Origin of the sequence: Paracoccus sp. (in: a-proteobacteria), from assembly GCF_035556475.1 — a bacterium.
Taxonomy (GTDB): domain Bacteria; phylum Pseudomonadota; class Alphaproteobacteria; order Rhodobacterales; family Rhodobacteraceae; genus Paracoccus.
This window is the reverse complement of sequence record NZ_DATMFA010000091.1, coordinates 1-23,963: the sequence shown is the minus strand read 5'-3', so window position 1 is coordinate 23,963 and position 23,963 is coordinate 1. Positions and strand designations below refer to the sequence as shown.

Here is a 23,963-nt window from a genome sequence, read left to right as displayed (position 1 = left end):
GACTAGACCCGAAGGAGGGTATTCAGGGGACCAGATGGCGGACGAGGGCCAGAAGCTCGAACAGGCGGCGCGCGCGGCTTGGCTCGCGCATGTCGCGGGCATGACGCAGGACGAGATCGCGGGCATCATGGGCGTCTCGCGCCAGACCGCGCAGCGTCTTGTTGCGCAGGCCATGGCCGAGGGGCTGGTCAAGATCCGCATCGACCATCCCTTCGCGCAATGCCTGGAACTCGCCCGGGATCTGCGCGCGAAATGGAACCTGCAATTCTGCGAGATCGCCCCCGCCGACGCGCCCGAGGCGGGCGTCGCCCATCACCTCTCGGCCACGATGGAGCGTTGGCTGCGGCGGGCCGAGCCGGTGACGCTGGCCATCGGCACCGGCCGGACGCTGCGGGCCGGGGTCGCGCAATTGCCCCATATCGACTGCCCGCAGCACCGCATCGTCTCGCTGACCGGGAATATCGCGACCGACGGGTCGACCGCCTATTACAACGTCCTCTTCTCGCTCTCCGAACTGGTCTCGGCCCGCAGCTTTCCGCTGCCGCTTTCGGTCATCCTGCCCACGGTCGAGGAGCAGCGCGCGATGATGCGCCAACCCGGCATCCAGCGCGTGATCGAGATGTCGGGACAAGCCGAGGTGGCCTTTGTTGGCGTCGGCACGATGAATGACAGCGCCGCCCTGATGCAGGACGGGTTCCTGACTCGGCCCGATCTCGACCGCATGATCGCGGCGGGCGCGGTGGGCGAGATCACCGGCTGGGCCTATGACGCAGAGGGCCGGCTGATCGAGGGGCTGAGCAATGACCGCGTCGCCTCGGCCCCGATCCCCCCGCGCGCGACCACGCTGGTGATCGGCGCGGCCCATGGCGCGGAAAAGCTGCCCGCATTGCGCGGCGCGCTCAGCGGTGGATTGCTGGGCGGGCTGATCACCGACGCGGCGACCGGGGCCGCGCTGATGCGCGACTAGCCGCCGCTGGCCGGGTAAAGGGCGCGGAACCTGCCCCGCGCCTCGACGAAGGCCGGCACAAGGCTGCGGTCGGGCAGGATCTCGGCCGCGATGCCGGGCATGGTGCAGACCTCCTCGGCCGAGGCGCCACTTGCCGCCATCATCGCAAGCCGCGCCGCACCGAAGGCCGCGCCATAATCGCCGCCCACCGGCACCAGCACCGGCAGGTCCAGAACGGTCGCGATCAGCTTCAGCCAATATTCCGACCGCGCGCCCCCGCCCAGCGCCAGCAGCGGCCCCAGCTCCGCCCCCGCCGCACGCAGCGCGGTCAGGTTGTCGGCAAGGGCGAAGGTCACGCCCTCCAGCACCGCCCGGGTCAGCGCCGCGCGATCCGTCACCGGGGTCAGCCCGGCGAGAACCCCTTTCGCGGACGCATCATTATGCGGCGTCCGCTCGCCCGAAAGATAGGGCAGGAACATCACCGTCCCCGGCGGTTGCAGATCGCCAAGGCCCGCCGTCAGCGCCGCGGGGCTGGCCTCCAGCACCCCCGCCAGCCATTCCAGCGCCGCCGAGGCCGAGAGGATCACCCCCATCTGGTGCCAGCGCCCCGGCAATGCGTGGCAAAAGGCATGGACCGCCGTTTCCGGCGCGGGCAGGAAACGGTCGGAGGCGGCAAAGACCACGCCCGAGGTGCCAAGGCTGACAAAGCCCTGCCCCGCCGCCACCGTCCCCGCGCCAACGGCTGTCGCGGCATTGTCCCCGGCGCCCCCGGCAACCACCGGGCTGCCTTCGATCCCCCATTCGCGGCAAAGCTCGGGGCGCAACCGGCCCGAGGGCGCCGCCCCCTCGACCAGCGCGGGCATCTGCGCCCGGCTCATGCCGCTGGCGTCGAGCAGCACCTCCGACCAGTCGCGCCCCGCCACGTCCAGCCAGCTTGTCCCCGAGGCGTCCGACATCTCGCTGACCCGCTCTCCGGTCAGCCAGAGCCGCAGGTAGTCCTTGGGCAGCAGCACCGTCGCGACGCGCGCGAAAAGATCGGGCTCGTTTCTGGCCATCCAGACCAGCTTGGGCGCGGTGAAGCCGGGAAAGACGATATTGCCGGAAAGCCGCCGCACCTCGGGCATGGCGTCCAGTTCCGCCGCCTCGGCATGGGCGCGGGTGTCGTTCCAGAGGATCGCGGGGCGCAGCACATTGCCCCCCGCATCCAGCGTGACGGCCCCGTGCATCTGCCCCGAGAGGCCGATCCCCTGCACGCGCCCGAGGTCATGCTGACGCGCCAGCGCCCCGACAACCGCCTGCACCGCCCGGATCCAGTCCGCCGGGTCCTGCTCGGCCCAGTTCGGATGCGGGCGCTGCACCGAAAGCGGCGCGGTTTCCGAGCCGATGACCCGCTGCGCCTCGTCGATCAGCGTCGCCTTGACCCCGGACGTGCCCAGATCGATTCCCAGATACATGTTCAACCCCCAGTGGTAAGCGTGCGGATCTCGGCGCGATGCGCCTGCATCCGAAGAAAGACGGCCCAGTCCCGTTCCCGCCGGGCCGCGGCGACGGGATCGGGCCGCGTGACCTCGACCTCGCGCGCGAAGCGGGCGCGGGCGGCGCGGATGCCGCCGGCGGCGGGCGCGGCGGCGGCGATGGCGGTGCCGCGCAGGACGGCATCCTCGGGCTGCCAGTGGATCTCGGCCCCGGTCGCATCGGCGTAAAGCTGGCGCAGCAGCGGCGCACGCGCCTGCCCGCCCGCCATGGCGATGCGGTCGGGTCTCAGCCCCATATGGGCGATCACCTGCCGCGTCCCCAGCGCGATCCCGACCGAGGCCCGCCAGTAAAGCGCGTCCATCGCCTCGGTCCCGCGATCCAGCGACATGCCGTGGACGACCCCGCGCACCAGGGGATCGGCAAGCGGCGCGCGGTTTCCCTTGAAGTCGGGCAGGACATGCATCCCCTCGCCCGGCTCCTGCCCCGGATCGATGCGAGCAAGGATGTCGTCATGGCTCTCCTCCCCGGCATATTGCCGGCGTATCCATTCGAGGAGCGCCCCGGTCGCGGATTGCCCACCCTCGCTGACGGCCTCGCCGGGCAGGATGGCGCCCGGATATGGCCCCCAAAGGGCGGGCGTCACCGCAACCTCGGTCGCCATGACGCAATTCGATGTCCCCGCGATCAGCGCGGGCATTCCCGGCGCAGCGCCCAGCGCGCCCGCAAAGGCATCGACCAGCCCAGCGGCCACCATGCATTCGCGGTCCAGCCCCAGCTCCGCCGCGCCCTGCGCCGACAGATGGCCGATCGGCGCGCCGGGGGGCAGGACCGGCTGGTCATGTGGAAAATCCGCGATCCCCAGCGCGGCCAGCAGATCCTCGGCCCAGCCGCCGCGATCGGGCAGATAGGCCCATTTCGCCGCCATGGCACAAAGCGAGCGGGCGGGACGGCCTGTCGCGCGAAAGGCGAGGTGGTCGCAAAGATCATGGACCGAGCGCAGCCCCGCCCATACATCGGGCCGGTTCCGGGCAAGCCAGATCAGCTTTGGCGTCTGCATCTCGGGCGAGACCGAGCCGCCGGCGCGTGCTACGACCTCATGGTCGATCCGACCAAGCTCCTCAGCCTCGGCCACGGCGCGGTGGTCGTGCCAGGCGATGACGTCGGGCGCGAATCCGGGCGCATCGACGACCAGCGAGCAGGTGGCATCGAAAGCGAGCGCCCGCACCTCGGCCGGGCTTGCCCCCGCCATGCGCCGCGCCTCGGCCAGCGCATCGGCGACGGCCTGCCAGATCTCGGCAAAGTCGAAGCCCGCCTGCCCTCCGTCCGCGGGCAGCGTCGCGAAACCGCGGCTGGCGCGCGCCACGAGTTTCCCATCGGTCGTGAACAGCCCCGCACGCGCCCGCGCCGAGCCCACATCAACGGCAGCAATCAGCACGGATTCCCCCTATCCCATCCGTGCCAGAGTGTTGGGCAAATCCCGCGCATGTTCAATCAGCGCGTCGGGGCGAAGCGCGCCCAGCCTTTCGCGTAATCCGGCGGGGCCGGCATGGCTGCCACCCAGAAACCCCACCACCCGCATGCCCGCGGCCTGCGCGGCAAGGATGCCGGCAGGGCTGTCCTCGACCACCACGCAGCCGGAAGGATCGACGCCAAGGTTCCGCGCGGCCAGCAGGAACAGGTCCGGCGCGGGTTTGCCATGCGCCACCTGCGTCGCGGAATAGACATGCGCGCCGAAAAGCGGCGCAAGCCCGGTCAGTCCCAGCGAAAGGTTGAGCCGCTCGGGCGCGCTGGATGAGGCGACAGCGCGCAGCCCGCCTATTGCGGCAATCGCCTCGGCCATGCCGGGGACCGGACGCAACTCACGCCGAAAGCGGTCGGCCAGCGCGCCGCGATACCCCTCCAGCGCGGGGTGCAGGTCGACCCCGAAATCACGCGCCACCGCCTCGATGATGGTCTGGAGCGAGCGGCCCAGGAACTCGTCATAGATCCGGGCCGCGTCGACTGGCGCGCCAAGGCCGGCCAGCATCGCGACCAGTTCGACCACCGCCAGCGGCTCGGAATCGACCAGAACCCCGTCGCAGTCGAAGATCAGCGCCCCCGACATGTCAGCCCTGAAGATAGCGGGTCAGGGTCGCCGCCGTCCCCTCGCGCCAGAGCAGGTCGAGCCAGCGCGCGAAGGGTTCGGCAAACCGCTGGTCCTGCCCGGTTTCGCCATAGATCTCGGACATGGCGAGCCATGCGGAGGGGTCATGCCTCGCCTTTTGCGCAACCTGCGTCAGGCGGTCCCAGTTCGGGTCGTTCGGCGGGATCACCGCGCCGCTGTCGGTCGTCCCGGCGCAGTAGCGACACCAGAGCGCGGATTCCAGCGCCAGCCCCTCGACCCCCAACCCCTGCGCCAGCCGGTCGGCGATGGTCGGGATGATGAATTTCGGCTGCCGGTTCGACCCGTCGAGGCAAAGGCGGCGGATCGTGTCGCCGATCTTGGGATTGGCGCAGCGTTCCGCGACCTTCTGGTAATAGCCATGCAGGTCGGTGCCGGGCACCGGCGGCACGACGGGAATGATCTCCTCGGCCTCGATCTTGTCGAGGAAGGCGCGGACCAGCGGGTTCTCCATCCCCTCATGGACGAAATGAATGTCCATGAGGCCCGAGGGATAGGCGATGACCGCGTGCCCGCCGTTCAGGATGCGGATCTTCATCAGCTCCCACGGGGTCACGTCCTCGACGAACTCGACGCCGACCTCCTCCAGCGCGGGGCGGCCTTGCGGGAAATTATCCTCGAGCACCCATTGGATGAAATCCTCGGCAAAGATCGGGCTTTCATCCTCGACCCCGAAATCCTCGCGGATCATCCGACGTTCGCGGTCGCTGGTCGCGGGGGTGATGCGATCGACCATGCCGTTCGGAAAGGCGACGTTGGCTGCGATCCATTCCGCCAGTTCGGGGTCGGAAAGACGGGCAGTTTCCACCACCGCCTCGCGCGTGACATGGCCGTTATGGGGGATGTTGTCGCAGCACATGACGGTAAAGGGCGGGATGCCCGCCCTGCGCCGCGCGCGAAGCCCGGCGACCAGCATCCCGAAAACCGTGCGGGGCGCGTCGGGATTGCGCCCGTCCTCGGCAATGGCGGGATGGGTGGGGTCGAAATGGCCGGTCTGGGCGTCGATGAAATAGCCGCCCTCGGTGATGGTCAGGCTGGCGATGCGGATGGCGGGATCGGCAAGCCGCGCCACGATGGCTGTGGCATCGGCGGCAGGGGGATAGTCGATCATCGCGCCGATCACGCGGGCCTGCGAGGCACCCGCCGATTGCTCGACCACCGTATAAAGCCAATCCTGCGCGGCCAGCACCTCGCGCATCTTCGCGTCCGAGGGCATCACCCCCGCCCCGATAATGGCGAAGTCATGGCCCTTGCCGAGATTCATCAGCCGGTCGAGATAGACCGCCTGATGCGCGCGGTGGAAATTGCCGAGGCCGAAATGCACGATCCCGCCCTTCAGCGCCTTGCGATCATATTCCGGCCCCGGAACCGGCAGGCTGGAGAGGTTGGCTTGGGTCAACTTGGTCATGTCAGCTCATCCAGTTCCCGCCATCGACATTGTAGGTCTGGGCGACGATGTAATCGGCCTCGGGCGTGGCGAGGAAAATCGCCATGCCGGTCAGGTCGGCGGCGGTCCCCATGCGGCCGAAAGGCACTGAGGCTCCGACCTCGGCCTTTTTCTGGCCGCGCGGCTTGCCCTCATATTCGGCGAATTTCGCGTCGACCCCGTCCCAATGCTCGCCATCGACGACGCCCGGCGCGATGGCGTTCACGTTGATGCCGTGCTGGATCAGGTTCAGCCCGGCCGATTGGGTCAGGCTGATGACGGCGGCCTTGGTCGCGCAATAAACACCGACCAGCGCCTCGCCCCGCCTGCCCGCCTGACTGGCCATGTTGATGATCTTGCCGCGCCGCCCGGTCTCGATCATGTGGCGCGCCACGGCCTGCATGACGAAAAGCGTGCCGCCGACATTGATCGCGAAAAGCGTGTCATAGCTTTTCCGGGTGATCCCGGTGATCGGGGCAAGGTCGAAGAGGGCCGCATTGTTGATCAGGATGTCGATGCCGCCCATCAGGCGCACCGCCTCGGCCACGCCGGCGTCGATGCTGTCCTGTTTCGTCACGTCCATGACGATCGGATGCGCGCCGATCTCGGAGGCGGTCTGGTGCACGGCGGCTTCGTTGATATCGGCGATGGCGACGCTCGCGCCTTCGCGGATATAGGCCTCGGCAAAGGCGCGACCGATGCCGCGCGCCGCGCCGGTGATGATGGCGGTCTTGCCCGACAACCTCATATCGCCAACCCCTGCTGATCGAAGCGATAGATCCGCCCCTCCTGCGGGGTCAGCCAGATCCGGTCGCCATGGCTGACCGGAAACTCGCCCGCCGCGCGCGCGATGACATGCGTTCCGCCGTCAAGCTGGACATGCAGGAAGGTGTCGGAGCCCAGATGCTCGGCCACGCCCACGGTTCCGGCAAGCTGCCCCTCGGTCTTGGACATCTGGAAATGTTCGGGGCGCACGCCGATGGCATGGGCGCCTTGCCTTGCCGCCGCCTCGCCTTCGAGGAAATTCATGTTCGGGCTGCCGATGAAGCCCGCGACGAAGCGGTTGGCGGGCTTGCGATAGAGGTCCAGCGGAGAGCCGACCTGCTCGACCCGACCGGCGCGCAGGACGACGATCTTGTCGGCCATGGTCATCGCCTCGACCTGGTCATGGGTGACATAGACCATCGTGGTCGCCAGCTTCTTGTGCAGTTCGGAAATCTCGACCCGCATGTTCACCCGCAGCGCCGCGTCAAGGTTCGACAGCGGCTCGTCAAACAGGAACGCGACCGGCTCGCGCACGATGGCGCGGCCGATGGCGACGCGCTGGCGCTGACCGCCCGAAAGCTGGCCGGGCCTGCGTTCCAGGTAATCGGTCAGGTTCAGGATGCCCGCCGCATGTTCGACCCGCCGGGCCTGCTCATCCGCGGGCATTCCCGCCATCTTCAGCGGAAAGGCGATGTTCTTGCGCACGGACATATGCGGATAAAGCGCATAGGACTGGAACACCATCGCGAGCTTCCGCCGCGCCGGTGCGGCCTGCGTCACGTCCTGCCCGTCGATCAGGATCGAGCCGGAGCTGACATCCTCAAGCCCCGCGATCAGGCGCAGCAGCGTCGACTTGCCGCAACCCGAAGGGCCGACGAAGACGACGAATTCGCCGTGATCGACCTCCAGATCGACGCCGGGAATGACCTCGACATCGCCGAAGGTCTTACGGACCTGTTTCAAGGTGATGCTGCCCATCATTCCCCCCTTATTTCACTGCGCCGAAGGTCAGGCCGCGCACGAGTTGCTTCTGGCTGAACCAGCCGAGGATCAGGATCGGGGCGATGGCCATGGTGCTTGCCGCCGAGAGTTTCGCGTAGAAAAGCCCCTCCGGGCTGGAATAGCTGGCGATGAAGGTCGTCAGCGGCGCTGCCTTGGAGGTGGTCAGGTTCAGGGTCCAGAACGCCTCGTTCCACGCGAGGATCACGTTCAAGAGCATGGTCGAGGCGATGCCCGGCACCGCCATCGGGGTCAGGACGTGGACGATCTCGTTCTTGAGGCTGGCCCCGTCCATCCGCGCGGCTTCGAGGATCTCGGACGGGATCTCGCGGAAATAGGTGTAGAGCATCCAGATGATGATCGGCAGGTTGATCAGCATCAGGACGAAGGTGATCCCGAAGCGCGTATCCAGCAGTCCTGAGGAGCGGAACAGCAGATACATCGGGATCAGCACGCCCGCTGCTGGCATCATCTTGGTCGAGAGCATCCACATCAACAGATCCTTGGTCCGCTTGCCGGGCTGGAAGGCCATCGACCATGCCGCCGGAATGGCGATCAGCAGCCCCAGCAGCGTCGAGCCGATCGAGATGACGACCGAGTTGGTGAAATGCCGGAAATAGGGCGAACGCGCCTGCACCTCGGCATAGTTCTCGGTCGTCCAGTCGAAGAACAGGAACTTGGGCGGGCTGGCGATGGCGTCGGCCTCGGACTTGAAGCTGGTCAGGATCGTCCAGAGGATCGGGAAGAAGATTGCCAGCGCCACCAGCCATGCGAGGATGGTGAAGGTCCAGCGGCGACGGTCGGAAACGCGACGGGCCATGGCGTTACTCCAGCGTCTTGCCGATCATCCGCATCAGGAAGATCGCGACGATATTGGCCAGGATGACGGCGACGATGCCGCCCGCGGATGCACCGCCCACGTCATATTGCAAAAGCGCCTGCGAATAGACGAGGAAGGTCAGGTTGGTCGAGGCATAGCCCGGCCCGCCATTCGTGGTGACGAGGATCTCGGCAAAGACCGAAAGCAGGAAGATCGTCTCGATCAGGATGACCACGGTGATCGCCCGCGACAGATGCGGCAGGACCAGATGGGAGAACTTGGACCATGCGCCCGCGCCGTCCATCTCGGCCGCTTCCATCTGCTCGCTGTCCAGCGATTGCAGCGCGGTCAGCAGGATCAGCGTCGCGAAGGGCAGCCATTGCCAGGCGACGATCAGGATGATCGACATCAGCGGATATTGCGCGAAGAAGTCGATCGGCTGCGCGCCCACCGCCTTCGCCATCCATGCGAAAAGCCCGTTCACGGGGTTCATGAACATGTTCTTCCAGACCAGCGCCGAGACGGTGGGCATGATGAAGAAGGGCGCGATCATCAGGATGCGCACGATCCCCTGCCCCATGATCGGCTGATCGAGCAACAGGGCCAGCACCACGCCGCCGACAACGGTGATCGCAAGGACCCCGCCCACGATCATCAGCGTGTTCGCCATCGCCGTCCAGAAGGCCGGGTCGGAGAGGAAATACTTGTAGTTGGTCAGGCCGATGAACTGCTCCATCCCGGGCGAGAGCAGGTTATAGCTTTGGAAGCTGAACCACAGCGTCATCGCCAGCGGCACGATCATCCAGCCCAGAAGCAACAGGACCGAGGGCGCGACCATGAAGCGCGCAAGGGTTTTCTGGTGTCTCGTCGCCATGGCCGCGCCTCCCTGCGCGGGTGATGAAAAGCAGGGGACGCGACCGCCCCCCGCCTAGCCGGGGAGGCTATTTCGGGTAGCCGGCCTTGGCCATTTCACGCTCGGCGATCTGCTGGGCCATCTGCAGCGCCTGATCGACGCTGGCCTGCCCGGCGAGGGCTGCCGAGAATTGCTGGCCGACCGCCGTGCCAAGCGCCTGGAACTCGGGGATGCCGACCCACTGCGTGCCGATATAGGGCACCTCGACCGTGGTGGGGTTCTTCAGGTCCGCAGACATGATGCTGTCCAGCGTCGGCTTGGCGAAGGGCGCGGCCTTCTGGTATTCCGGGTTCTCGTAAAGCGAGGTCCGGGTTCCGGGCGGGACATTGGCCCAGCCCTCGGCCGCCGCCACCTGCTCGGTATAGGCCTTGGAGGTTGCCCAGCCGACGAATTTCTTCGCCGCATCCGGCGCATCGGTCGAGGCCGGGACGGCCAGCGTCCATGCCCAGAGCCACATGGCGGGCTTCTCGCCCTCGGGGGCGAGGGCGTAGCCGACCTTGTCCGCCACCGTCGATTCCTTGGGGTTCGAGACGAAGCTGGCCGCGACCGTGGCGTCTATCCACATGCCGCATTTGCCGGTCTGGAACAAAGCGAGGTTTTCGTTAAACCCGTTCGAGGACGCGCCGGGCGGGCCAGCGTCGGTCATGATGGTGACGTAATCGGTCAGCGTCTTCTTCCACGCCTCGGAACCGAACTGCGGCTTCCATTCCATGTCGAACCACGGCGCGCCATAGCTTGCCGCCATCGAGGTGATGAAGGCCATGTTCTCGCCCCAGCCGGCCTTGCCGCGCAGGCAGATGCCATAGACCTCGTTCGGCTTGTCGGTGATCTTGCGCGCCGCGTCGAAGACGAAGTCCCACGTCGGACGCTCCGGCATGGTCAGCCCGGCCTTCTCGAACAGATCCTTGCGATACATGATCATCGCGGATTCGCCATAGAAGGGCGCGGCGTAAAGCTTGCCGTCGAGCGACAGCCCCTCGCGGATCGGCGGCAGGATGTCATCGGCGTCGTAATCGGCGCCCATGTCCTCGAGCGGCATCAGCCAGCCCTGCTTGGCCCAGATCGGCACCTCGTAATTGCCGACCGTCACGATGTCATATTGCCCGCCCTTGGTCGCGATATCGGTGGTGACACGCTGGCGCAGGACGTTCTCCTCCAGCGTGACCCATTCCAGCTGGATATCGGGATTCGCATCGGTGAAGGGCTTGGTCATCTTCTGCATGCGGATCATGTCGCCGTTGTTCACGGTGGCGATGGTCAGCGTCTCGGCCGTGGCGGGCACGGCAAGGGCCGCAAGGGCGCACGCCCCCAGCAGGCCGCGCAACTTGGTGGTCATTCTGGTTATCCTCCCTACGGATCAGCATTTGCCAACACGATGGGCAAATGCTCACACAAGAGGGTGAAGCTGTCAAGAAAAGGCTGAAGGACGCGAGGGCGGCGGTTCAGCCCGCGCCCAGCCCGCTGAGGTATTCGACAAGGAAATCAGAAAGCTCGCGCGCGGCCCGACTTTGGTGGTGGGCGACGGGTCGGCACAGTTCCAGATACGTCTCGATCCGGTCGCGGGCGCAGAAGGGCCGCTGGGTCAGGAAGCCGGTCCCGATCTCGCGCGCGACGGTCTGGCGCGGCAGAATCATCACGGCGGCACCGCGACAGGCCAGTTCCTTCTGCAATTCCAGCGAGGCCGTCGTGAAGGCGACCTCCGGCGCGGCCAGGCCCCTCGCCCGGATCCGGGCGTCAAGCGCGCGCCTGACGCCAAAGGCCCGGTCGGGAAGGGCCAGCGGATGATGCAGCAGATCCTCCAGTGAAACCTCGTCCAGCGCGGCCAGCGGATGGCCCGGCGCCATCACCGGATCATGGCGCATCGGCACGCGCAGAAGCACCTCGATGCGCGGATCGGGCGGGGTGAACATCGCCACCGCGATCTCTGACGCGCCGGTCGCGGCGGCCTCGATCGCGGCGGCGGCCGAAGTCACGGTCACCTCGATCTGGATATGGGGATAGCGGGACGAGAATCCGGCCAGCGCCGGGGCCAGCATCGAACTCGCCGCCACGCCCGGCACGTGCAGCGACACGCTGCCGCGCTTCAGCCCGCGCAGGTCGTCGATCGCCCGCCGCGCCGTCGCCATCTCGCGCGCGACAAGACGGGCGCGTTCGGCCAGAACCTCGCCCGCCGCGGTCAGGCGGATGCCGCGCGGCGACCGCTCGACCAGCGCGGTCCCGAAGGCATGTTCCAGCTTGTCGAGCTGCCGAACCACCGCGGTCGGAGAGGTGTTCAGCCCCTCGGCCGCCTGCCGGATCGAGCCCGAGCGAACCAGCTCATTGAAGGTGGCGATGCTGTTCAGATCCATGACCATTCCCCATGATACGGAAAACGTAGCACCGTGCGCACAACAAGGCGACTTCCATTCCACCCGAGGGGGGATGTTCATGGCGTGACAAGAAGCCGACAGGAAACCGAAATGTCCCCGATCCTCGATCTTGGCGCCCGCCAGATCCTTGCCGCATTCCGCGCGCGCGAACTCTCTCCGGTTGAATACATGCGGGCGCTGATCGCGCGGGTCGAGGCTTCGGAGCCGAAGGTTCAGGCGCTGTGGCTGTTCCGCCCCGAGCGCGCGCTAGATGCCGCGCGCGCCTCCGAGGCCCGCTATATGCAAGGCGCGCCGCTGGGGCTGCTGGACGGGATGCCGGTGACGGTCAAGGAGTTGATCGCGACAAAGGGCGACCACATTCCGCTGGGTACCGCCGCCATGCCCCATAGCCCGGCGGCCGAGGATGCCCCTGCGGCCGCGCGCCTGCATGAGGATGGGGCGATCATCTTCGCCAAGACGACCTGCCCCGATTTCGGGATGCTCAGTTCCGGCCTCTCGACCTTCCACCATCTCAGCCGCAATCCCTGGGATCTGAGCCAGAATCCGGGTGGGTCGTCCTCGGGCGCCGCCTCGGCGGGGGCGGCGGGTTACGGGCCGCTGCATCTGGGCACCGATATCGGCGGCTCGGTGCGGCTTCCGGCGGGTTGGACGGGGCTTTTCGGGCTGAAGCCGACGTTGGGACGCATCCCGATAGATCCCTATTACACCGGCCGCGCGGCCGGGCCGATGACGCCCACCGTCGATGACGCGGCGCTGTTGATGCACACCGTCTGCCGCCCCGACTGGCGGGATGCGACCGCGTTGAAATACGAGCCGATCGATTGGGACGCCGCCGCGTGCGAGGTTCGCGACCTGCGCATCGGCCTGATGCTGGATGCGGGCTGCGGCCTCGGCGCCCATCCCGAAGTCGCCGCCGCCGTCACCGCCGCCGCGCGCCGCTTCGAGGAGAACGGCGCAACCATCATCCCCATCGCCCCTGTCCTGACGCGCGGGATGCTGGACGGGCTCGACATCGCCTGGCGCGCGCGGTTCTGGGGCCAGATGCAGAAGCTGCCGGCCGAAAGTCGCGCGAAGATCCTGCCCTATATCCGCGAATGGGCCGAGGCCGGGGCATCCGCCGACCCGATCCGCGTCGCCGAGGGCTTCGACCAGACCTTCGCGATGCGCCGTGCCGCAAACGAGGCGCTGCACGGGCTGGACTTCATCCTGTCCCCGGTCAATCCACAGCGGAGCTATCCGGCAGACTGGGCCTCGCCCACCAACGATCCGGCGCGCCCCTTCGAACATATCGCCTTCACCGTGCCCTGGAACATGGGCGAGCAGCCGGCAGCCTCGATCCATTGCGGCCTGACCTCGACCGGGATCCCGATCGGATTGCAGATCGTGGGGCACCGTTTCGACGATCTGGGCGTGATGCGGCTTGCGCGCGCCTTCGAGGAGTGGCGCGGGGCGATTAACTGGCCCCGCCATGAGGGGCAGGGTCCGGGTTCGGCATCTCGGCCCAAATGCCGCCATGTGGTGACCGGCCATTGCGACTTCACCAGCATCAGCGTGTAGCTAGGCAGGCATGGATCGCGGCGATCTGATCTGACGCCACAGCAACGCCGCTGAAGGCGCGCTGACCAGCAGGCTGCAAATGATCGAGAGATGGGGAAATCGCGACCTGTCAGGCAGGACGGTGCCAAAGGTTTTGGGCAAATCTTCAGGTTTTCAGGTGGGGGCGCAGCAGGGCGCCCCCGCAACGGCACTGCCTACATTCCCCCGGTGAAGATCGAGGCGCGCTCCTCGCCTTCCTTCGGCTTGGTGTAAAGCCAGTCCTCCATGCGTGAGACGGTGCCGTTCTGGCGCAATGTCTCTTCATATTCCTTGCGGATATAGGGATCTTCCTCATCATAGGGAATGGCGCTGCCGCCATCGCGGATGTCCATGGCACCAAGGTCCTTCGTCGCCTGGCCTGGCACACCCGCCTTGTGTCCACGGGCGTTGTTCGGCCCGAACCAGGCGGTCAGGCGTAACGGCTCATGGCTGACCCCGAAATGCTGGTGGAACCAGTCTCCGTTCATCGGCGCGGCGGTAACCATGCCGACCGGTTCATAGTCCACACGCTTGACCAAATCGGCCTTACCGCTCTCCCACGGTTTCTGACCGGCGCTGGCAGGCCATGTATAGGTATAGCCCTTCCCCTTGACGCAGATCAGCACCGCCGCCGAGGCATGGGCATGCGCCTTGGCATAGCGCCCGTTCTCATGCTGGCCGATCCAGACGTAGAAGCGGTTGTTGGCCATATGAGGCTCGACCCGGCGGTAGCCAGGTGAACGGCGGTTGTCGAGCGGCAACTCGCAATTGACGATATCCGGGATGAAGTTGGTCTTGCGCATGGCAAGGCCGCGCACCGGGTCCGGCGCGATGTCATCCTTGCTCTTGTAGTAATCGGGCTGACCGTCGAAATGTTCACGGAAGACGAACGGATTGTTAAAGATGAATTGCTCGTTTCCGAACAGGTTCATCGTATTCGGCGCCGACGTTCCGGCGAGCAGAAGCGCTGGCGCATTGGTCGAGTTGACGATGCGGTGGTTGGCATTCACGGGAATGGCGAACATCGAACCCGCTTGCCATTCGAACACGGTCTTTTCACCGCCGTCCTGCCAGATCTCTGTCGAGCCGCGCCCTTCGATAACAAGGAACTGCTCTTCATAGATGTGCTTTTCGACGTTCAAAGCGCCCGAGGCCGGAACTTCGATGACGTAAGAGCCCCACAAGCCTTCAGTGCCATACAGCTGGATGAACGTGCCGTTCCCGCCCATCCGTTTCCACGGTTTCAGCGGCAGGTTCTGGACTTTGCTGACACCGATGTCGCGGAAGATCGGGATACCCTGCTCCTCCATGAATGTATCGTAGGGCAGCGCGGGGCGTCGGAAGGTGCCATAGCCAGCCTTGTTGGTGCCCCGCGGCTCATGCCAGTGGGATTCTATCATGTCATGCATCACAATCCATCCTTGTCTGCGTCAGCACCGTCGGTGCCGGGTATCAGGGTCTCCCATAAAGGGATCGGCACCCCCCAAGTGACACCGACCAGTTGGTAGCTGGCTGGCGATTATCATTCTCTATTGATTTGTTGTGTCTTTTATCAACTGAACCATCTCGAGCGGTTGGTTCAGAGCCTTCGTCATCGCCAGCGTGACTTCGTCACCGACCTGAACATTGACGTCGAGTTGAAGCCGTTCTGCCCTGGTCAGGAATTCCGGGTCGGATGTGGCCTTGGCATAGGCATCCCACAACGCCGCAAGCCGGTCTGTCGGGATAGCCGGCGGGCCGGCCGAGGGGCGCGAAATGGTACCCAGAGACTCGATCAACGAGATGGTTCGCAAACCCGCCTTATCCTCGGTCAGAGAGGAAAGTTGCGGAAGATCGGTCTGCGTGCCACCAATCTGGGCGATCATCTGGCCATGACCCTCCTGCACGAACTGCTGAAAGGCCGAGCGTGAGCCGATCAGGCCTTGAACCTCACCGCGACGCATCGCCAGAACATCGTCGTTGCCGTTATAGCCTGTGACGACCTGAATCGGCAGTTCCAGCGCATTGGTAAGCATCGTCGTCTCCAGCATCCGGGAACAACCGATGCCACAGGCGGCGAACTTGACCTTCTCACCTGTCGCCAGTTGGTGCCACGATGTGATGCCGGATTGGGTTGTGGTCACGACCACCCGTGGATCGGATGTCAGGTTGCCAATCCACGACATCTTCGCCAGATCGAACTTGATGGTCGGTTCCTGACCAAGCTGGCTGTAGATCAGGCCGGGATTGAAAATGCCGATCGTCAGCCCGTCCGGTTTGGACGCATAGACGAAATTGGCCGCGATGATGCCACCCGCCCCTGGCATATTGCGGACCACGAAGGTCGAGCCGGGCAGATATTTCTGCATATATTCGGCGAGAAGCCGGCCATTGGTGTCGTAGACTCCGCCCGGGCCAGTTCCAACGATAAAATTGACCGTCTTGTCGCTGAAAAAATTCGCGCCCGATTGTGCAAGAGCTGAAGTGCCGAAGGTCGACGCAATGACAGCTGCACCAATCGCCACGAATCGCGCAAGCATATTCATATTTTCCCCTCCCGTCAGATAAGCTGCACCCCAGGCGATTCCGGGATGCCGGCGATGTTTGCCGAAGTGACGCTTTTCAAAACCCGGCCACCTCCTCCGGTGGCGGCCTCGAAATCAGTCCATTTTCAGCGTGGCCTTCAGGAACTCGATCATCTCTGGAGTCTGATCCAAGGCTTTAACAACGGCCTCGCCGACCGCAGGACCGACCTGTGGATCGATCGGCAGATCCATGCTGTTCGCGCGTGCCAGAAATTCTGGATCGGTCACGGCCGCCTGATAGGCCTCGCGCAGCGCCTCTAGCCGGTCCGCGGGAATGCCTTTTGGCCCGGCGGTCATGCGTGAGAGATTGCCCTGCGACGCCACCAATGCGGTGACCCGCGCGCCCGCCTCGTTGTCATCGACCAAAGAGGCAAGCTGCGGAATGTCCGTCTGCGAACCGCCAATCTGCGCGATCATCACTCCATGGCCTTCCTTGACGAAGGGCTCCATTGACGAGCGCGCTCCAAGCGTTCCCGTCACTTCTCCCCTGCGCAGGGCCAGCAGCGCGTCGTTGCCTTCATAGCCAGTCACCAGGTCGATCGGCAGATTCAATGAGCTGATCAGCATCTGCGTTTCGGCCGTCGACGCCGTTCCCCCGCCCGAAGAGGCGAAGCGCACCCGAGGCTCATGCGTCATCAGTTGTTCAAAGCTGGTGATGCCGGACTTCTTCGACACGATGATCGCGCGCGGGTCCGAGGCCAGCTTGCCGATATAATCCATGTTGGCCAGATCGAAGCGTCCTCCCACCACTCCGGCCAGCTGCGTATAGATCAACCCGGTGTTGAAAGTCCCGATGGTCAGCCCGTCTGGTTTGGCCGCATAGATGTAGGCGGCGCCAATTATATGGCCCGCGCCTGGCATATTGCGGACTACGAAAGTGGAACCAGGCAGATGCTTCTGCATGAATTCCGCCACCAAGCGGCCATTGGTGTCATATCCGCCCCCCGCATCGGTCGGGACGATATAACTGACCGTCTTACCCTTGAAGAAATCGGCGCCCGATTGCGCGATTGCCGATCCCGCCACGATGGCAGGCAATATTGCTGCAACCATTGCAGCAATACCTCTTGAGAAAATTCCCACGTCGTTTCCTCCCTGTGAGAATGGAACTCGATAGAAATTTGTCATTATTTACTCAGAGGTAGATATGGATATTCTTCTCCTGAGTTGTGGCAAGTAGTTCGCCAAGGCAATCGTCGCGCCCAAGGCCGGATTGCTTATATCCGCCAAAGGGTGCGCCCAAGGTTCTTTTTCCTGCGCCATTTATCCAGATATAACCTGCCTGAATATCAGCGGCAGCGCGATGTGCCTTGGTGATATCCGAAGTGAAGATCGAGGCGGTCAGACCATAGGGAACGCTGTTGACATCCGCGAGCATCGCCTTTTCATCGGACCAGCGCAGGATCGACTGCACCGGGCCAAAGATCTCCTCGTTGGCAATGCGCATGGACTGGGTGACATCCGCAAAGACCGTCGGCTGAAGGAAACAGCCCCCCGCCAGCGCCGGATCGTCGGGCGCGGTGCCGCCATAGACCAGACGCGCGCCCTCGGCCTGGCCTTCGGCGATATAGCCCAGAACGCGGTCATGATGGGCACGGTTGATCAGGGCCCCCATGGTGGTTTTCGGATCCGTCGGCACGCCGGGGCGATACCGGGCAAGGTGCTTGCCCATCCTCTCGATCACCTCGTCATGGATCGCCTCGTGCAGGAAAGCCCGGCTCATCGAGCCGCAAGACTGCCCGCACCAGGCATAATTCATGCTGCTGACCGCCATGCGCGCCACCTGTTCGGGATCGGCGTCGGGAAATGCGATCAGCGCATTCTTGCCCCCAAGCTCCAGCGTGACGACCTTGAGCGTGTCGGCGGCGGCGCGGGCAATGGCACGGCCTGTCCGCGCACTGCCGACAAGGGAAATCGCCGCGATACCCGGATGCGAGGACAACGTCTCGCCCGCCGCCGGCCCGCCGGTCAGCACGTTCAGCACCCCCGCCGGGAACAGCGGTCCGATCAATTCGGCCAATCGCAGCGCCGAAAGCGGCGCCTGCTCGGACGGCTTGACGATCACAGCATTGCCCGCGGCCAGTGGCGCCGCGATCTTGCTGGCAAAAAAGGAAAACGGGTGATTGAAGGCGATGATACGCGCCACCACGCCAAGCGGTTCCCGCACCGAGAAGTTGACGCTATCCGGGCCGGACGGGATAGAGGAGCCCTTCATCTCGGAGACCAGCCCGGCGAAATATTGGAACCGTGCCACCGCCGAGGCGGCATCCTTGGCCATGGGGCCTGCCGGATTGCCGCAATCGACCGCATCAAGAAGCGTCAGTTCTTCCCCGTGCCGGGCCATGACTGCGCTGGCCTCGCGCATGATTTTGGCACGGTCCTGCGGAGCCACCTGTCGCCATTCGGCAAATCCGGCCTGCGCGGCTGCGACGGCCTGCGCTACATCCTCGGGCATGGCCCGGGCGATGCACCCCAGATCCTCGCCGGTGGCGGGGCTGACGCTGCGGTCATATTCCCCCGCCAGTGGCTTGTGCCAGGCGCCACGATAGTAGAGTTCCCGATTTTCAGGGAAAATGATGTCGGTCATGCTGGTTCCTGTCATTGGCTCTGTGAGGATCAGATCGCAAGCGGCTCCTCGGCATAATTCCCGTATTTGATAAGATTCTGCCGCTGAGCCTCGTTTCTCGGCGGCAGCTTGAACAGACGTGCCGCAGTGCCACCCAGAATACTGTGCTTGGCTTTTTCCGACAGAAACGGCAGATCATAGATCGTCGACGGCAGATCAAAATCCCAATGGGGATAATCCGATGCGTACATGAGCTGCGTTTCCGCATTTATCATGCGGAAAGTCGTCTCGAGCGCCTGCATGTCCTGAATTTCCATAGGCTGGGTGGAATAGAACATTTCGCGCATGTAATCCGACGGTTTTTTCTTTAGCAGCGGACATTCCGAGGGACGCAGAAGATATTCGTGGTCAAGTTTCTGCATCAAGAACGGAATCCATGCCAGGCCGGATTCAATCCACAACATCGGCAGTTTCGGGAACCGTTCGCACAACCCGTTCACCACCCAATTGGTGCAATGCAGAATACTGAACCAGCTGAAACCCAGTGCATGAGCCGAGATGAAGCGGTTGCAACTCTGGAAGGTGGTCGAATCCCAGTGAGGACCTGCATGGAATGCCAGGGTAAGACCGCGCTCCTCAAGCGCGCGGTAGAGCTTCATGTATTCGTTGTTATAGACCGCCATTTTCTCGCGCACCGAAGTGACCATGAAGCCACCAACCCCGGGGCGGTCGCCAAATGTCTCGACCATGCGCAGCGATCCCTCGGGATCACTGAAAGGCAGGCAAATCATGGTATAGATCCGGCCGCCGGATTCCGGCAGAACCTTTTCCGTCACCCACCGGGCATAGGCCCAGCACAGCTCGAATTCCATTTCCTTCTGCGGATGCAGACCAATATTCAGCATCCCGGTAGGGAACAGGCAGGAGTAATCGACCCCCATTGCATCCATCCAGCGGAAGGTCCGCTCGACATCGCGCTTTGGTCCTTTCGGGGCTGCGGTCATCTCACTCGAACGAAGGGGATAGCGCGTCACCCGCCCACCCATGTCCTGCCAGCTGGTCCCGGAGGGCATGATGCTGCCCCGCCCCTTCTGGCGGCTCGACAGCGAGAGCTGCTTGAACACCTCATTCTCCATAAAGGGCAGGATCTCATCGAGATTTTCGCCCTCGTAATGATGTGCGTCGCAATCGACGATCAGCATGTCCTTGTAATTGCGCGCCTTGGCCTGCTCCGTCGCATGGGCCAACTGATTAGTGGTGTTAAGATCGGCGACGGACACCCGACGCCCGCGATCAGCAATGAGGTCCATTCCTGCACTCTTTCAGTATGATGTCGTATGAAAAGGCGGATGTGGCAGAGCGCACGTTTTGGGGAAGGTCATCGTGAGCTCCAACTTTGCCAGACGGACAACTCGAAGACCTGCAGATCGACCGCGCGCAGCAGCGCACTGCACATCACCATCACGTCTGTCGCAGTGATGGCCCCCTGATCCACGATTGCGAAGTGATTGCCGTTGTCATCATTGGCCGCATAGACCCGGCCAAGCGCTGCAATCAGCGCCTGCTGCGCCTCGGGCGAGATGCGGCCCGGATCATCCGCAGCCATGGCCGCTTCGATATCGGCCGCGAGCGCGAGGGCACTGGCCGAAAGGGCGTTAGCCGGGGCCTCTGCCGACTTCAGCGATGAAGGGGCAGGAATACGGTTCAGGATCTCGACCTTTGGCGTGGCCTCTGCGCCCTTTTTGCGCGCCACCGCCCGCGCCGCCTCGGAGTCCGGCTCAACACCGCGATACATCGCTTGGACGAAGGCTGTTTTTTCGGTCGCCGAGGGGGCAGTAAACAGTTCGTTCGATTCGGCGAGACGAATTGGATCAGACGACGACATAGATGCTGTCCTCCTTTTCAATTGTGGCATATTTCCGCAACCGCAACCGCCGGTCGGCAACATTCTCACCTGTTCGGAGATCATATTCGTAGCCATGCCAAGGGCAGGCGAAATGCATATCGGTGGGATGAAAATCGAGTCCCATGGAGGTCTGATCAGGGCGCAGTTTTTCGACCACTCGGGCGATGGTCAGCCCCTCGCAGGCCGGGCCACCCTGATGCAGGCAGTAATTCGAATAGGCATAATATTTCCCTTCGTGTCGGAAAATACCGATCTCATCTTTACCTATGCGAACGATCTGGCGTTCGCCCTCTTTGAATTCAGATGCCGGGCAAACATAGTGCTCTGCCATAAGGCAGCCCCCTTTCAATACGACCAGGCTGTCGGGAATCCGCCTCGGCTTGCGGAGGCAAAGGCCTCGCGCCTAACCGATTAAAAACGAACGGATATTTTCCTCAGATCTGTTTTACCCGCGGGGAAACTTTCGGTCCAAAACTATTTTCCTGCATCAGGAATAGCTTTTTCTTTGAGCTTAGACGGGGCTTGCCCCGGTGAGCTGGGCGCATGTAGCGGGCTGTATCACAGCCCCGAGGAACCGGATCAGAGCAGGCGACGCGCCCAAGGCGTCACCTTCGACAGATAAGACGCCACCACACGCTCGATGTGCTCGGATATCTGCGGAACTTCGAGATAATCGGGCTGGTCCCTGCGGCAGACAACATAAAGCGTGCGCGTCAGCGCCGGACGGACGATCAGCTGCGCGGACAACTTTCCAGCGCGGACTTCGGTTTCAACGACGCCATAAGGCATGATCGTCGCCGCCATTCCGCGCGCGACGATATTTTTCATCGCCGACAGAGAATGCACCTCATACGCGACTCGCATCGTCATCGACAGCCTGCGGGCCTCGGATTCGACAACATGGCGCAGGACACTGCGCTCTCCTCCGATGGCGATATCATAGCGCAACGCATCTGCGAAACCGATCTCTTCCGGCGGCGGCAGCTGGGATGCGGCCGTGACCAGAAGCAAGTCCTCCTCCAGCAGCGCGTGGCGCTGAAGCCAGGGCTGCTCTTCGACATTGCTAAGAAAGGCAAGATCCAGCTGCCCTTGCCGCAATGCGGCCAACAGCGCAGTGGTGCGTTCTTCCACAAGGCTGACCGTGATCCCCGGCATCTGATGCGGTTTTCCAAGCAGCGTGTCAGGACCGACGAGCAACGCCATGCTTGGGGCAACGCCGAGTCGCAACTGTTGGCTACCTTTAACCGCCAAGGCGCGGACCTCCCGAGAGGCTTGCTCCAACCCGTCCAGAAGGTGCTGAGCGTGCTGGTAAAGCAGTTCACCCGCGGTGGTCGGGGTGACTCCACGCGAATGGCGGTGCAGCAATTCAACGCCAAGTTCATCTTCCAACAGCCGAATCTGCGCCCCCAAAGCGGGTTGGGCCAGGTTCAGCGCAGTTGAGGCCGCGGTAATACTACCGGTCTCCACCACTTTTCGAAAATAAGTCAGCTGCCGAAAATTTATGGACCGTTCCTCCCAGCTAAGCTGCTCAGCATTATTGACATCATACTCATTTCCACAGGAGGCGGCCAACGCCCAGCATATCCTTGGAACGCGGGGCGATATAGACTGCTCAGGCGTCGGATGAAACGGCCGGCGGCTCTGGCTGATCTTCTCGCAGCCCCGGCAGGTGAACTTCTCGCGGACGGTCTGCACGACCTTCCAAGACCGCCCGCCTCTGGCGCCTATGGTAATCTTCCCGGTGGTTAAGGGGATGCGGGCGTAGAATTTTCTCTTAACGTCAGCTGAGGAGGATCGAATGAGGAATACCCGTTTCACGTAGCCGCAGATCATGGCGGTGCTGCACCAGGCCGAAGGCGGCCGGAACTGTGCCGCAAGCACGGGATCAGCAGCGCGAGCTTCTAGGAATGGCGGGCGCAGTATGGCGGCATGGATGCAATCCATGATGAGCCAGAGTGAGCGGTGAACGCCACTGGTTCGAGGGACCTGATCCTCCCCCCGTGAAGTGGTCCGCCGTTATGATTAGGAAACGGAGGATCGAGAATGGCAAACACGCGCCCGAAGCCGGAAGAGATTGCCTCGAAGTTGCGGCAGGTTGAGGTTCTGATGGGTCAAGGTCTCTCGCGTCTGGACGCGATCAGACGGATCGGTGTCGTCGAACAGACTTATTACCGCTGGCGGAAGCAATACGGGGGGATGGGCGTAGACCAACTCAAGGCACTGAAGCGGCTTCAGCAGGAGAATGATCGGCTGAGGCGTGCCGTGTCCGACCTGACGCTGGACAAACTGATCCTCACGGCATCGATCATGTCCAAGATGAGTTGGGCGTCTCCGAGACGTCGGGCGTGCCAAGTGCTCCACCAACATCGTTCGACACAGCGCAAGTTGCCGCGAGGGCGGGCTGATGAAGATCGCCTGGTCGCCGACATGATCGAGCTGGCTCGACAATATGGCAGCTCAGGCTACCGCCGGATTGCGGCCTTGTTGCGGGGTGCCGGGTGGCAGGTGAACGACAAGCGCGTCGAGCGCTTGTGGCGGCGAGAGGAGCTGAAAGTGCCATCGAGGCAACCCAAGAAGGGCCGGCTCTGGCTGAACGACAGATCCTGTGTCCGGCTGCGGCCCGAATATCGGGATCATGTCTGGTCTTACGACTTCGTTCGTTGTCGCACCCATGACGGTAAGGTGTTCCGGACATTGAACATCCTGGACGAGTTTCAGCCGCGAATGCCTGACGATCAGAGTGCGGCGCAGGCTGAATTCGACAGATGTGATCGATGCGTTGACCGACCTGTTCATCTTGCGTGGCGTTCCCGCCTTCATCCGTTCCGACAACGGCCCGGAGTTCATCGCCCAAGCCGTTCGGGACTGGATTGGCGCCGTCGGGGCGAAAACGGCTTACATCAAACGACCACACAGCGCATTGGGCTATCGCCCACCGGCTCCAGCAACCATCGTCCCAATGGACCAGCGGCCGGTCATGCACTAACCTTTAAAACGGTCCACTCAGGTGGGGCTGATCACCAAAGGTTTGGACATGCCGACATTGGCACAAACGTCATGCCCCTGATCCAGCTGGGCGGGGAAGTCCTCTACCGTCTCCGAGAGGCGCAATTCCTGATCGAGCAATGGAGAAAGCACTACAACACGAAACGACCACACCGCGCATTGGCAATCGCCCACCAGCCCCGGAAGCCGTCGTCCCGATGGACAGAGGCAGGTCATGCCCTAACTTTTAAAATGGACCACTCAGGTTGGGCCGATCACTTGGTTTACATCACGGCGAATGTCCCGACGTTTTGCGTCGGGTTTCGAATATCTGGCATTGGTTCTGATTTTTGGTTGCGGGAGCAGGATTTGAACCTGCGACCTTCAGGTTATGAGCCTGACGAGCTACCGGGCTGCTCTATCCCGCGCCGTTTTGCATCGGGAGATGCGGTATTTTTGTCGTTTAGAGAGATGTTCTCGCTTCTTTTCAGG

The 23,963-nt window shown here is 63.6% G+C and carries 20 protein-coding genes, 1 tRNA gene and 2 pseudogenes; 4 read left to right on the top strand and 19 right to left on the bottom strand.

Annotated features, from left to right (window positions below; genetic code table 11):
* Positions 1–34 precede the first annotated feature (34 nt).
* Positions 35–967: a sugar-binding transcriptional regulator gene (locus VNQ78_RS11665; protein WP_325689861.1), complete on the top strand. Its 933-nt coding sequence runs from the start codon at positions 35–37 to the stop codon at positions 965–967.
* Here the strand turns inward: VNQ78_RS11665 and xylB are convergent.
* From xylB to VNQ78_RS11615, 10 genes are all read right to left on the bottom strand, one after another.
* Positions 964–2,400, bottom strand: coding sequence for a xylulokinase (gene xylB, locus VNQ78_RS11660; RefSeq protein ID WP_325689859.1), 1,437 nt, complete (start codon positions 2,398–2,400; stop codon positions 964–966). The genes VNQ78_RS11665 and xylB overlap by 4 nt on opposite strands.
* Positions 2,401–2,402: 2 nt before the next feature.
* Complete coding sequence (locus tag VNQ78_RS11655; RefSeq protein ID WP_325689857.1) at positions 2,403–3,857, bottom strand: FGGY-family carbohydrate kinase; 1,455 nt, start codon at positions 3,855–3,857, stop codon at positions 2,403–2,405.
* 9 nt (positions 3,858–3,866) lie between these two features.
* Positions 3,867–4,526, bottom strand: coding sequence for an HAD family hydrolase (locus tag VNQ78_RS11650; protein WP_325689855.1), 660 nt, complete (start codon positions 4,524–4,526; stop codon positions 3,867–3,869).
* A 1-nt stretch (position 4,527) separates the two neighbouring features.
* Entirely contained in the window at positions 4,528–5,991 is a 1,464-nt protein-coding gene (locus VNQ78_RS11645) for a mannitol dehydrogenase family protein (RefSeq protein ID WP_325689853.1), read from the bottom strand.
* Position 5,992: 1 nt separating this feature from the next.
* Positions 5,993–6,757, bottom strand: a complete 765-nt coding sequence (locus tag VNQ78_RS11640) for an L-iditol 2-dehydrogenase (RefSeq protein ID WP_325689851.1) — start codon at positions 6,755–6,757, stop codon at positions 5,993–5,995.
* Positions 6,754–7,752, bottom strand: coding sequence for an ABC transporter ATP-binding protein (locus VNQ78_RS11635; RefSeq protein ID WP_325689850.1), 999 nt, complete (start codon positions 7,750–7,752; stop codon positions 6,754–6,756). The genes VNQ78_RS11640 and VNQ78_RS11635 overlap by 4 nt, the downstream gene beginning before the upstream one ends.
* Before the next feature lie 10 nt (positions 7,753–7,762).
* The gene (locus VNQ78_RS11630; RefSeq protein ID WP_325689848.1) at positions 7,763–8,593 is read right to left on the bottom strand and encodes a carbohydrate ABC transporter permease; all 831 of its coding nucleotides are present in this window, start codon (positions 8,591–8,593) and stop codon (positions 7,763–7,765) included.
* 4 nt (positions 8,594–8,597) lie between these two features.
* Positions 8,598–9,467, bottom strand: a complete 870-nt coding sequence (locus VNQ78_RS11625) for a sugar ABC transporter permease (RefSeq protein WP_325689846.1) — start codon at positions 9,465–9,467, stop codon at positions 8,598–8,600.
* Between the two features lie 67 nt (positions 9,468–9,534).
* On the bottom strand, positions 9,535–10,842 hold the full coding sequence (locus VNQ78_RS11620; protein WP_325689844.1) for a sugar ABC transporter substrate-binding protein: 1,308 nt from the start codon (positions 10,840–10,842) through the stop codon (positions 9,535–9,537).
* A 106-nt stretch (positions 10,843–10,948) separates the two neighbouring features.
* Positions 10,949–11,854 carry a LysR family transcriptional regulator gene (locus VNQ78_RS11615; RefSeq protein WP_325689842.1) on the bottom strand — a complete coding sequence of 302 codons (906 nt, stop codon included), beginning with the start codon at positions 11,852–11,854 and terminating at the stop codon, positions 10,949–10,951.
* Positions 11,855–11,965: 111 nt separating this feature from the next.
* Between VNQ78_RS11615 and VNQ78_RS11610 the strand changes: the two genes are divergently transcribed.
* On the top strand, positions 11,966–13,432 hold the full coding sequence (locus tag VNQ78_RS11610; protein ID WP_325689840.1) for an amidase: 1,467 nt from the start codon (positions 11,966–11,968) through the stop codon (positions 13,430–13,432).
* A 194-nt stretch (positions 13,433–13,626) separates the two neighbouring features.
* On the opposite strand, the gene VNQ78_RS11605 is transcribed toward VNQ78_RS11610, so the two are convergent.
* From VNQ78_RS11605 to VNQ78_RS11570, 8 genes are all read right to left on the bottom strand, one after another.
* On the bottom strand, positions 13,627–14,859 hold the full coding sequence (locus VNQ78_RS11605) for a cupin domain-containing protein (protein ID WP_325689838.1): 1,233 nt from the start codon (positions 14,857–14,859) through the stop codon (positions 13,627–13,629).
* A 120-nt stretch (positions 14,860–14,979) separates the two neighbouring features.
* Complete coding sequence (locus tag VNQ78_RS11600; protein ID WP_325689836.1) at positions 14,980–15,975, bottom strand: Bug family tripartite tricarboxylate transporter substrate binding protein; 996 nt, start codon at positions 15,973–15,975, stop codon at positions 14,980–14,982.
* Positions 15,976–16,089: 114 nt separating this feature from the next.
* A complete protein-coding gene (locus VNQ78_RS11595) occupies positions 16,090–17,142 on the bottom strand; it encodes a Bug family tripartite tricarboxylate transporter substrate binding protein (RefSeq protein WP_325689834.1) in 1,053 nt (350 codons plus the stop codon).
* Between the two features lie 7 nt (positions 17,143–17,149).
* Positions 17,150–18,601 carry an aldehyde dehydrogenase family protein gene (locus VNQ78_RS11590; RefSeq protein WP_325689832.1) on the bottom strand — a complete coding sequence of 484 codons (1,452 nt, stop codon included), beginning with the start codon at positions 18,599–18,601 and terminating at the stop codon, positions 17,150–17,152.
* A gap of 29 nt (positions 18,602–18,630) precedes the next feature.
* Positions 18,631–19,890, bottom strand: coding sequence for an amidohydrolase family protein (locus VNQ78_RS11585; RefSeq protein WP_325689828.1), 1,260 nt, complete (start codon positions 19,888–19,890; stop codon positions 18,631–18,633).
* Positions 19,891–19,958: 68 nt separating this feature from the next.
* Positions 19,959–20,465, bottom strand: coding sequence for a hypothetical protein (locus tag VNQ78_RS11580; protein WP_325689826.1), 507 nt, complete (start codon positions 20,463–20,465; stop codon positions 19,959–19,961).
* Positions 20,452–20,817, bottom strand: a complete 366-nt coding sequence (locus VNQ78_RS11575) for a Rieske (2Fe-2S) protein (RefSeq protein ID WP_325689824.1) — start codon at positions 20,815–20,817, stop codon at positions 20,452–20,454. The genes VNQ78_RS11580 and VNQ78_RS11575 overlap by 14 nt, the downstream gene beginning before the upstream one ends.
* Positions 20,818–21,065: 248 nt before the next feature.
* Entirely contained in the window at positions 21,066–22,058 is a 993-nt protein-coding gene (locus tag VNQ78_RS11570; protein ID WP_325689977.1) for a LysR family transcriptional regulator, read from the bottom strand.
* 471 nt (positions 22,059–22,529) lie between these two features.
* Between VNQ78_RS11570 and VNQ78_RS11565 the strand changes: the two are divergent.
* Together VNQ78_RS11565 and VNQ78_RS11560 are read left to right on the top strand one after the other, a co-directional pair.
* Positions 22,530–23,472 (top strand): annotated as a pseudogene (locus VNQ78_RS11565) (IS3 family transposase).
* 86 nt (positions 23,473–23,558) lie between these two features.
* Positions 23,559–23,722: pseudogene (locus tag VNQ78_RS11560) on the top strand (integrase core domain-containing protein); the annotation flags it as partial.
* A 100-nt stretch (positions 23,723–23,822) separates the two neighbouring features.
* On the opposite strand, the gene VNQ78_RS11555 reads toward VNQ78_RS11560, so the two are convergent.
* Positions 23,823–23,899 (bottom strand) — tRNA-Met (locus VNQ78_RS11555).
* Positions 23,900–23,963: the final 64 nt, after the last annotated feature.

What these genes read in the sequence shown, in the direction of transcription:
- VNQ78_RS11665 (WP_325689861.1), top strand. Translation starts at nt 35, where the DNA reads ATGGCGGACGAGGGCCAGAAGCTCGAACAGGCGGCGCGCGCGGCTTGG.
- xylB (WP_325689859.1), bottom strand. Translation starts at nt 2,400, where the DNA reads ATGTATCTGGGAATCGATCTGGGCACGTCCGGGGTCAAGGCGACGCTG.
- VNQ78_RS11650 (WP_325689855.1), bottom strand. Translation starts at nt 4,526, where the DNA reads ATGTCGGGGGCGCTGATCTTCGACTGCGACGGGGTTCTGGTCGATTCC.
- VNQ78_RS11645 (WP_325689853.1), bottom strand. Translation starts at nt 5,991, where the DNA reads ATGACCAAGTTGACCCAAGCCAACCTCTCCAGCCTGCCGGTTCCGGGG.
- VNQ78_RS11640 (WP_325689851.1), bottom strand. Translation starts at nt 6,757, where the DNA reads ATGAGGTTGTCGGGCAAGACCGCCATCATCACCGGCGCGGCGCGCGGC.
- VNQ78_RS11635 (WP_325689850.1), bottom strand. Translation starts at nt 7,752, where the DNA reads ATGGGCAGCATCACCTTGAAACAGGTCCGTAAGACCTTCGGCGATGTC.
- VNQ78_RS11630 (WP_325689848.1), bottom strand. Translation starts at nt 8,593, where the DNA reads ATGGCCCGTCGCGTTTCCGACCGTCGCCGCTGGACCTTCACCATCCTC.
- VNQ78_RS11625 (WP_325689846.1), bottom strand. Translation starts at nt 9,467, where the DNA reads ATGGCGACGAGACACCAGAAAACCCTTGCGCGCTTCATGGTCGCGCCC.
- VNQ78_RS11620 (WP_325689844.1), bottom strand. Translation starts at nt 10,842, where the DNA reads ATGACCACCAAGTTGCGCGGCCTGCTGGGGGCGTGCGCCCTTGCGGCC.
- VNQ78_RS11615 (WP_325689842.1), bottom strand. Translation starts at nt 11,854, where the DNA reads ATGGATCTGAACAGCATCGCCACCTTCAATGAGCTGGTTCGCTCGGGC.
- VNQ78_RS11610 (WP_325689840.1), top strand. Translation starts at nt 11,966, where the DNA reads ATGTCCCCGATCCTCGATCTTGGCGCCCGCCAGATCCTTGCCGCATTC.
- VNQ78_RS11605 (WP_325689838.1), bottom strand. Translation starts at nt 14,859, where the DNA reads ATGCATGACATGATAGAATCCCACTGGCATGAGCCGCGGGGCACCAAC.
- VNQ78_RS11600 (WP_325689836.1), bottom strand. Translation starts at nt 15,975, where the DNA reads ATGAATATGCTTGCGCGATTCGTGGCGATTGGTGCAGCTGTCATTGCG.
- VNQ78_RS11595 (WP_325689834.1), bottom strand. Translation starts at nt 17,142, where the DNA reads ATGACAAATTTCTATCGAGTTCCATTCTCACAGGGAGGAAACGACGTG.
- VNQ78_RS11590 (WP_325689832.1), bottom strand. Translation starts at nt 18,601, where the DNA reads ATGACCGACATCATTTTCCCTGAAAATCGGGAACTCTACTATCGTGGC.
- VNQ78_RS11585 (WP_325689828.1), bottom strand. Translation starts at nt 19,890, where the DNA reads ATGGACCTCATTGCTGATCGCGGGCGTCGGGTGTCCGTCGCCGATCTT.
- VNQ78_RS11580 (WP_325689826.1), bottom strand. Translation starts at nt 20,465, where the DNA reads ATGTCGTCGTCTGATCCAATTCGTCTCGCCGAATCGAACGAACTGTTT.
- VNQ78_RS11575 (WP_325689824.1), bottom strand. Translation starts at nt 20,817, where the DNA reads ATGGCAGAGCACTATGTTTGCCCGGCATCTGAATTCAAAGAGGGCGAA.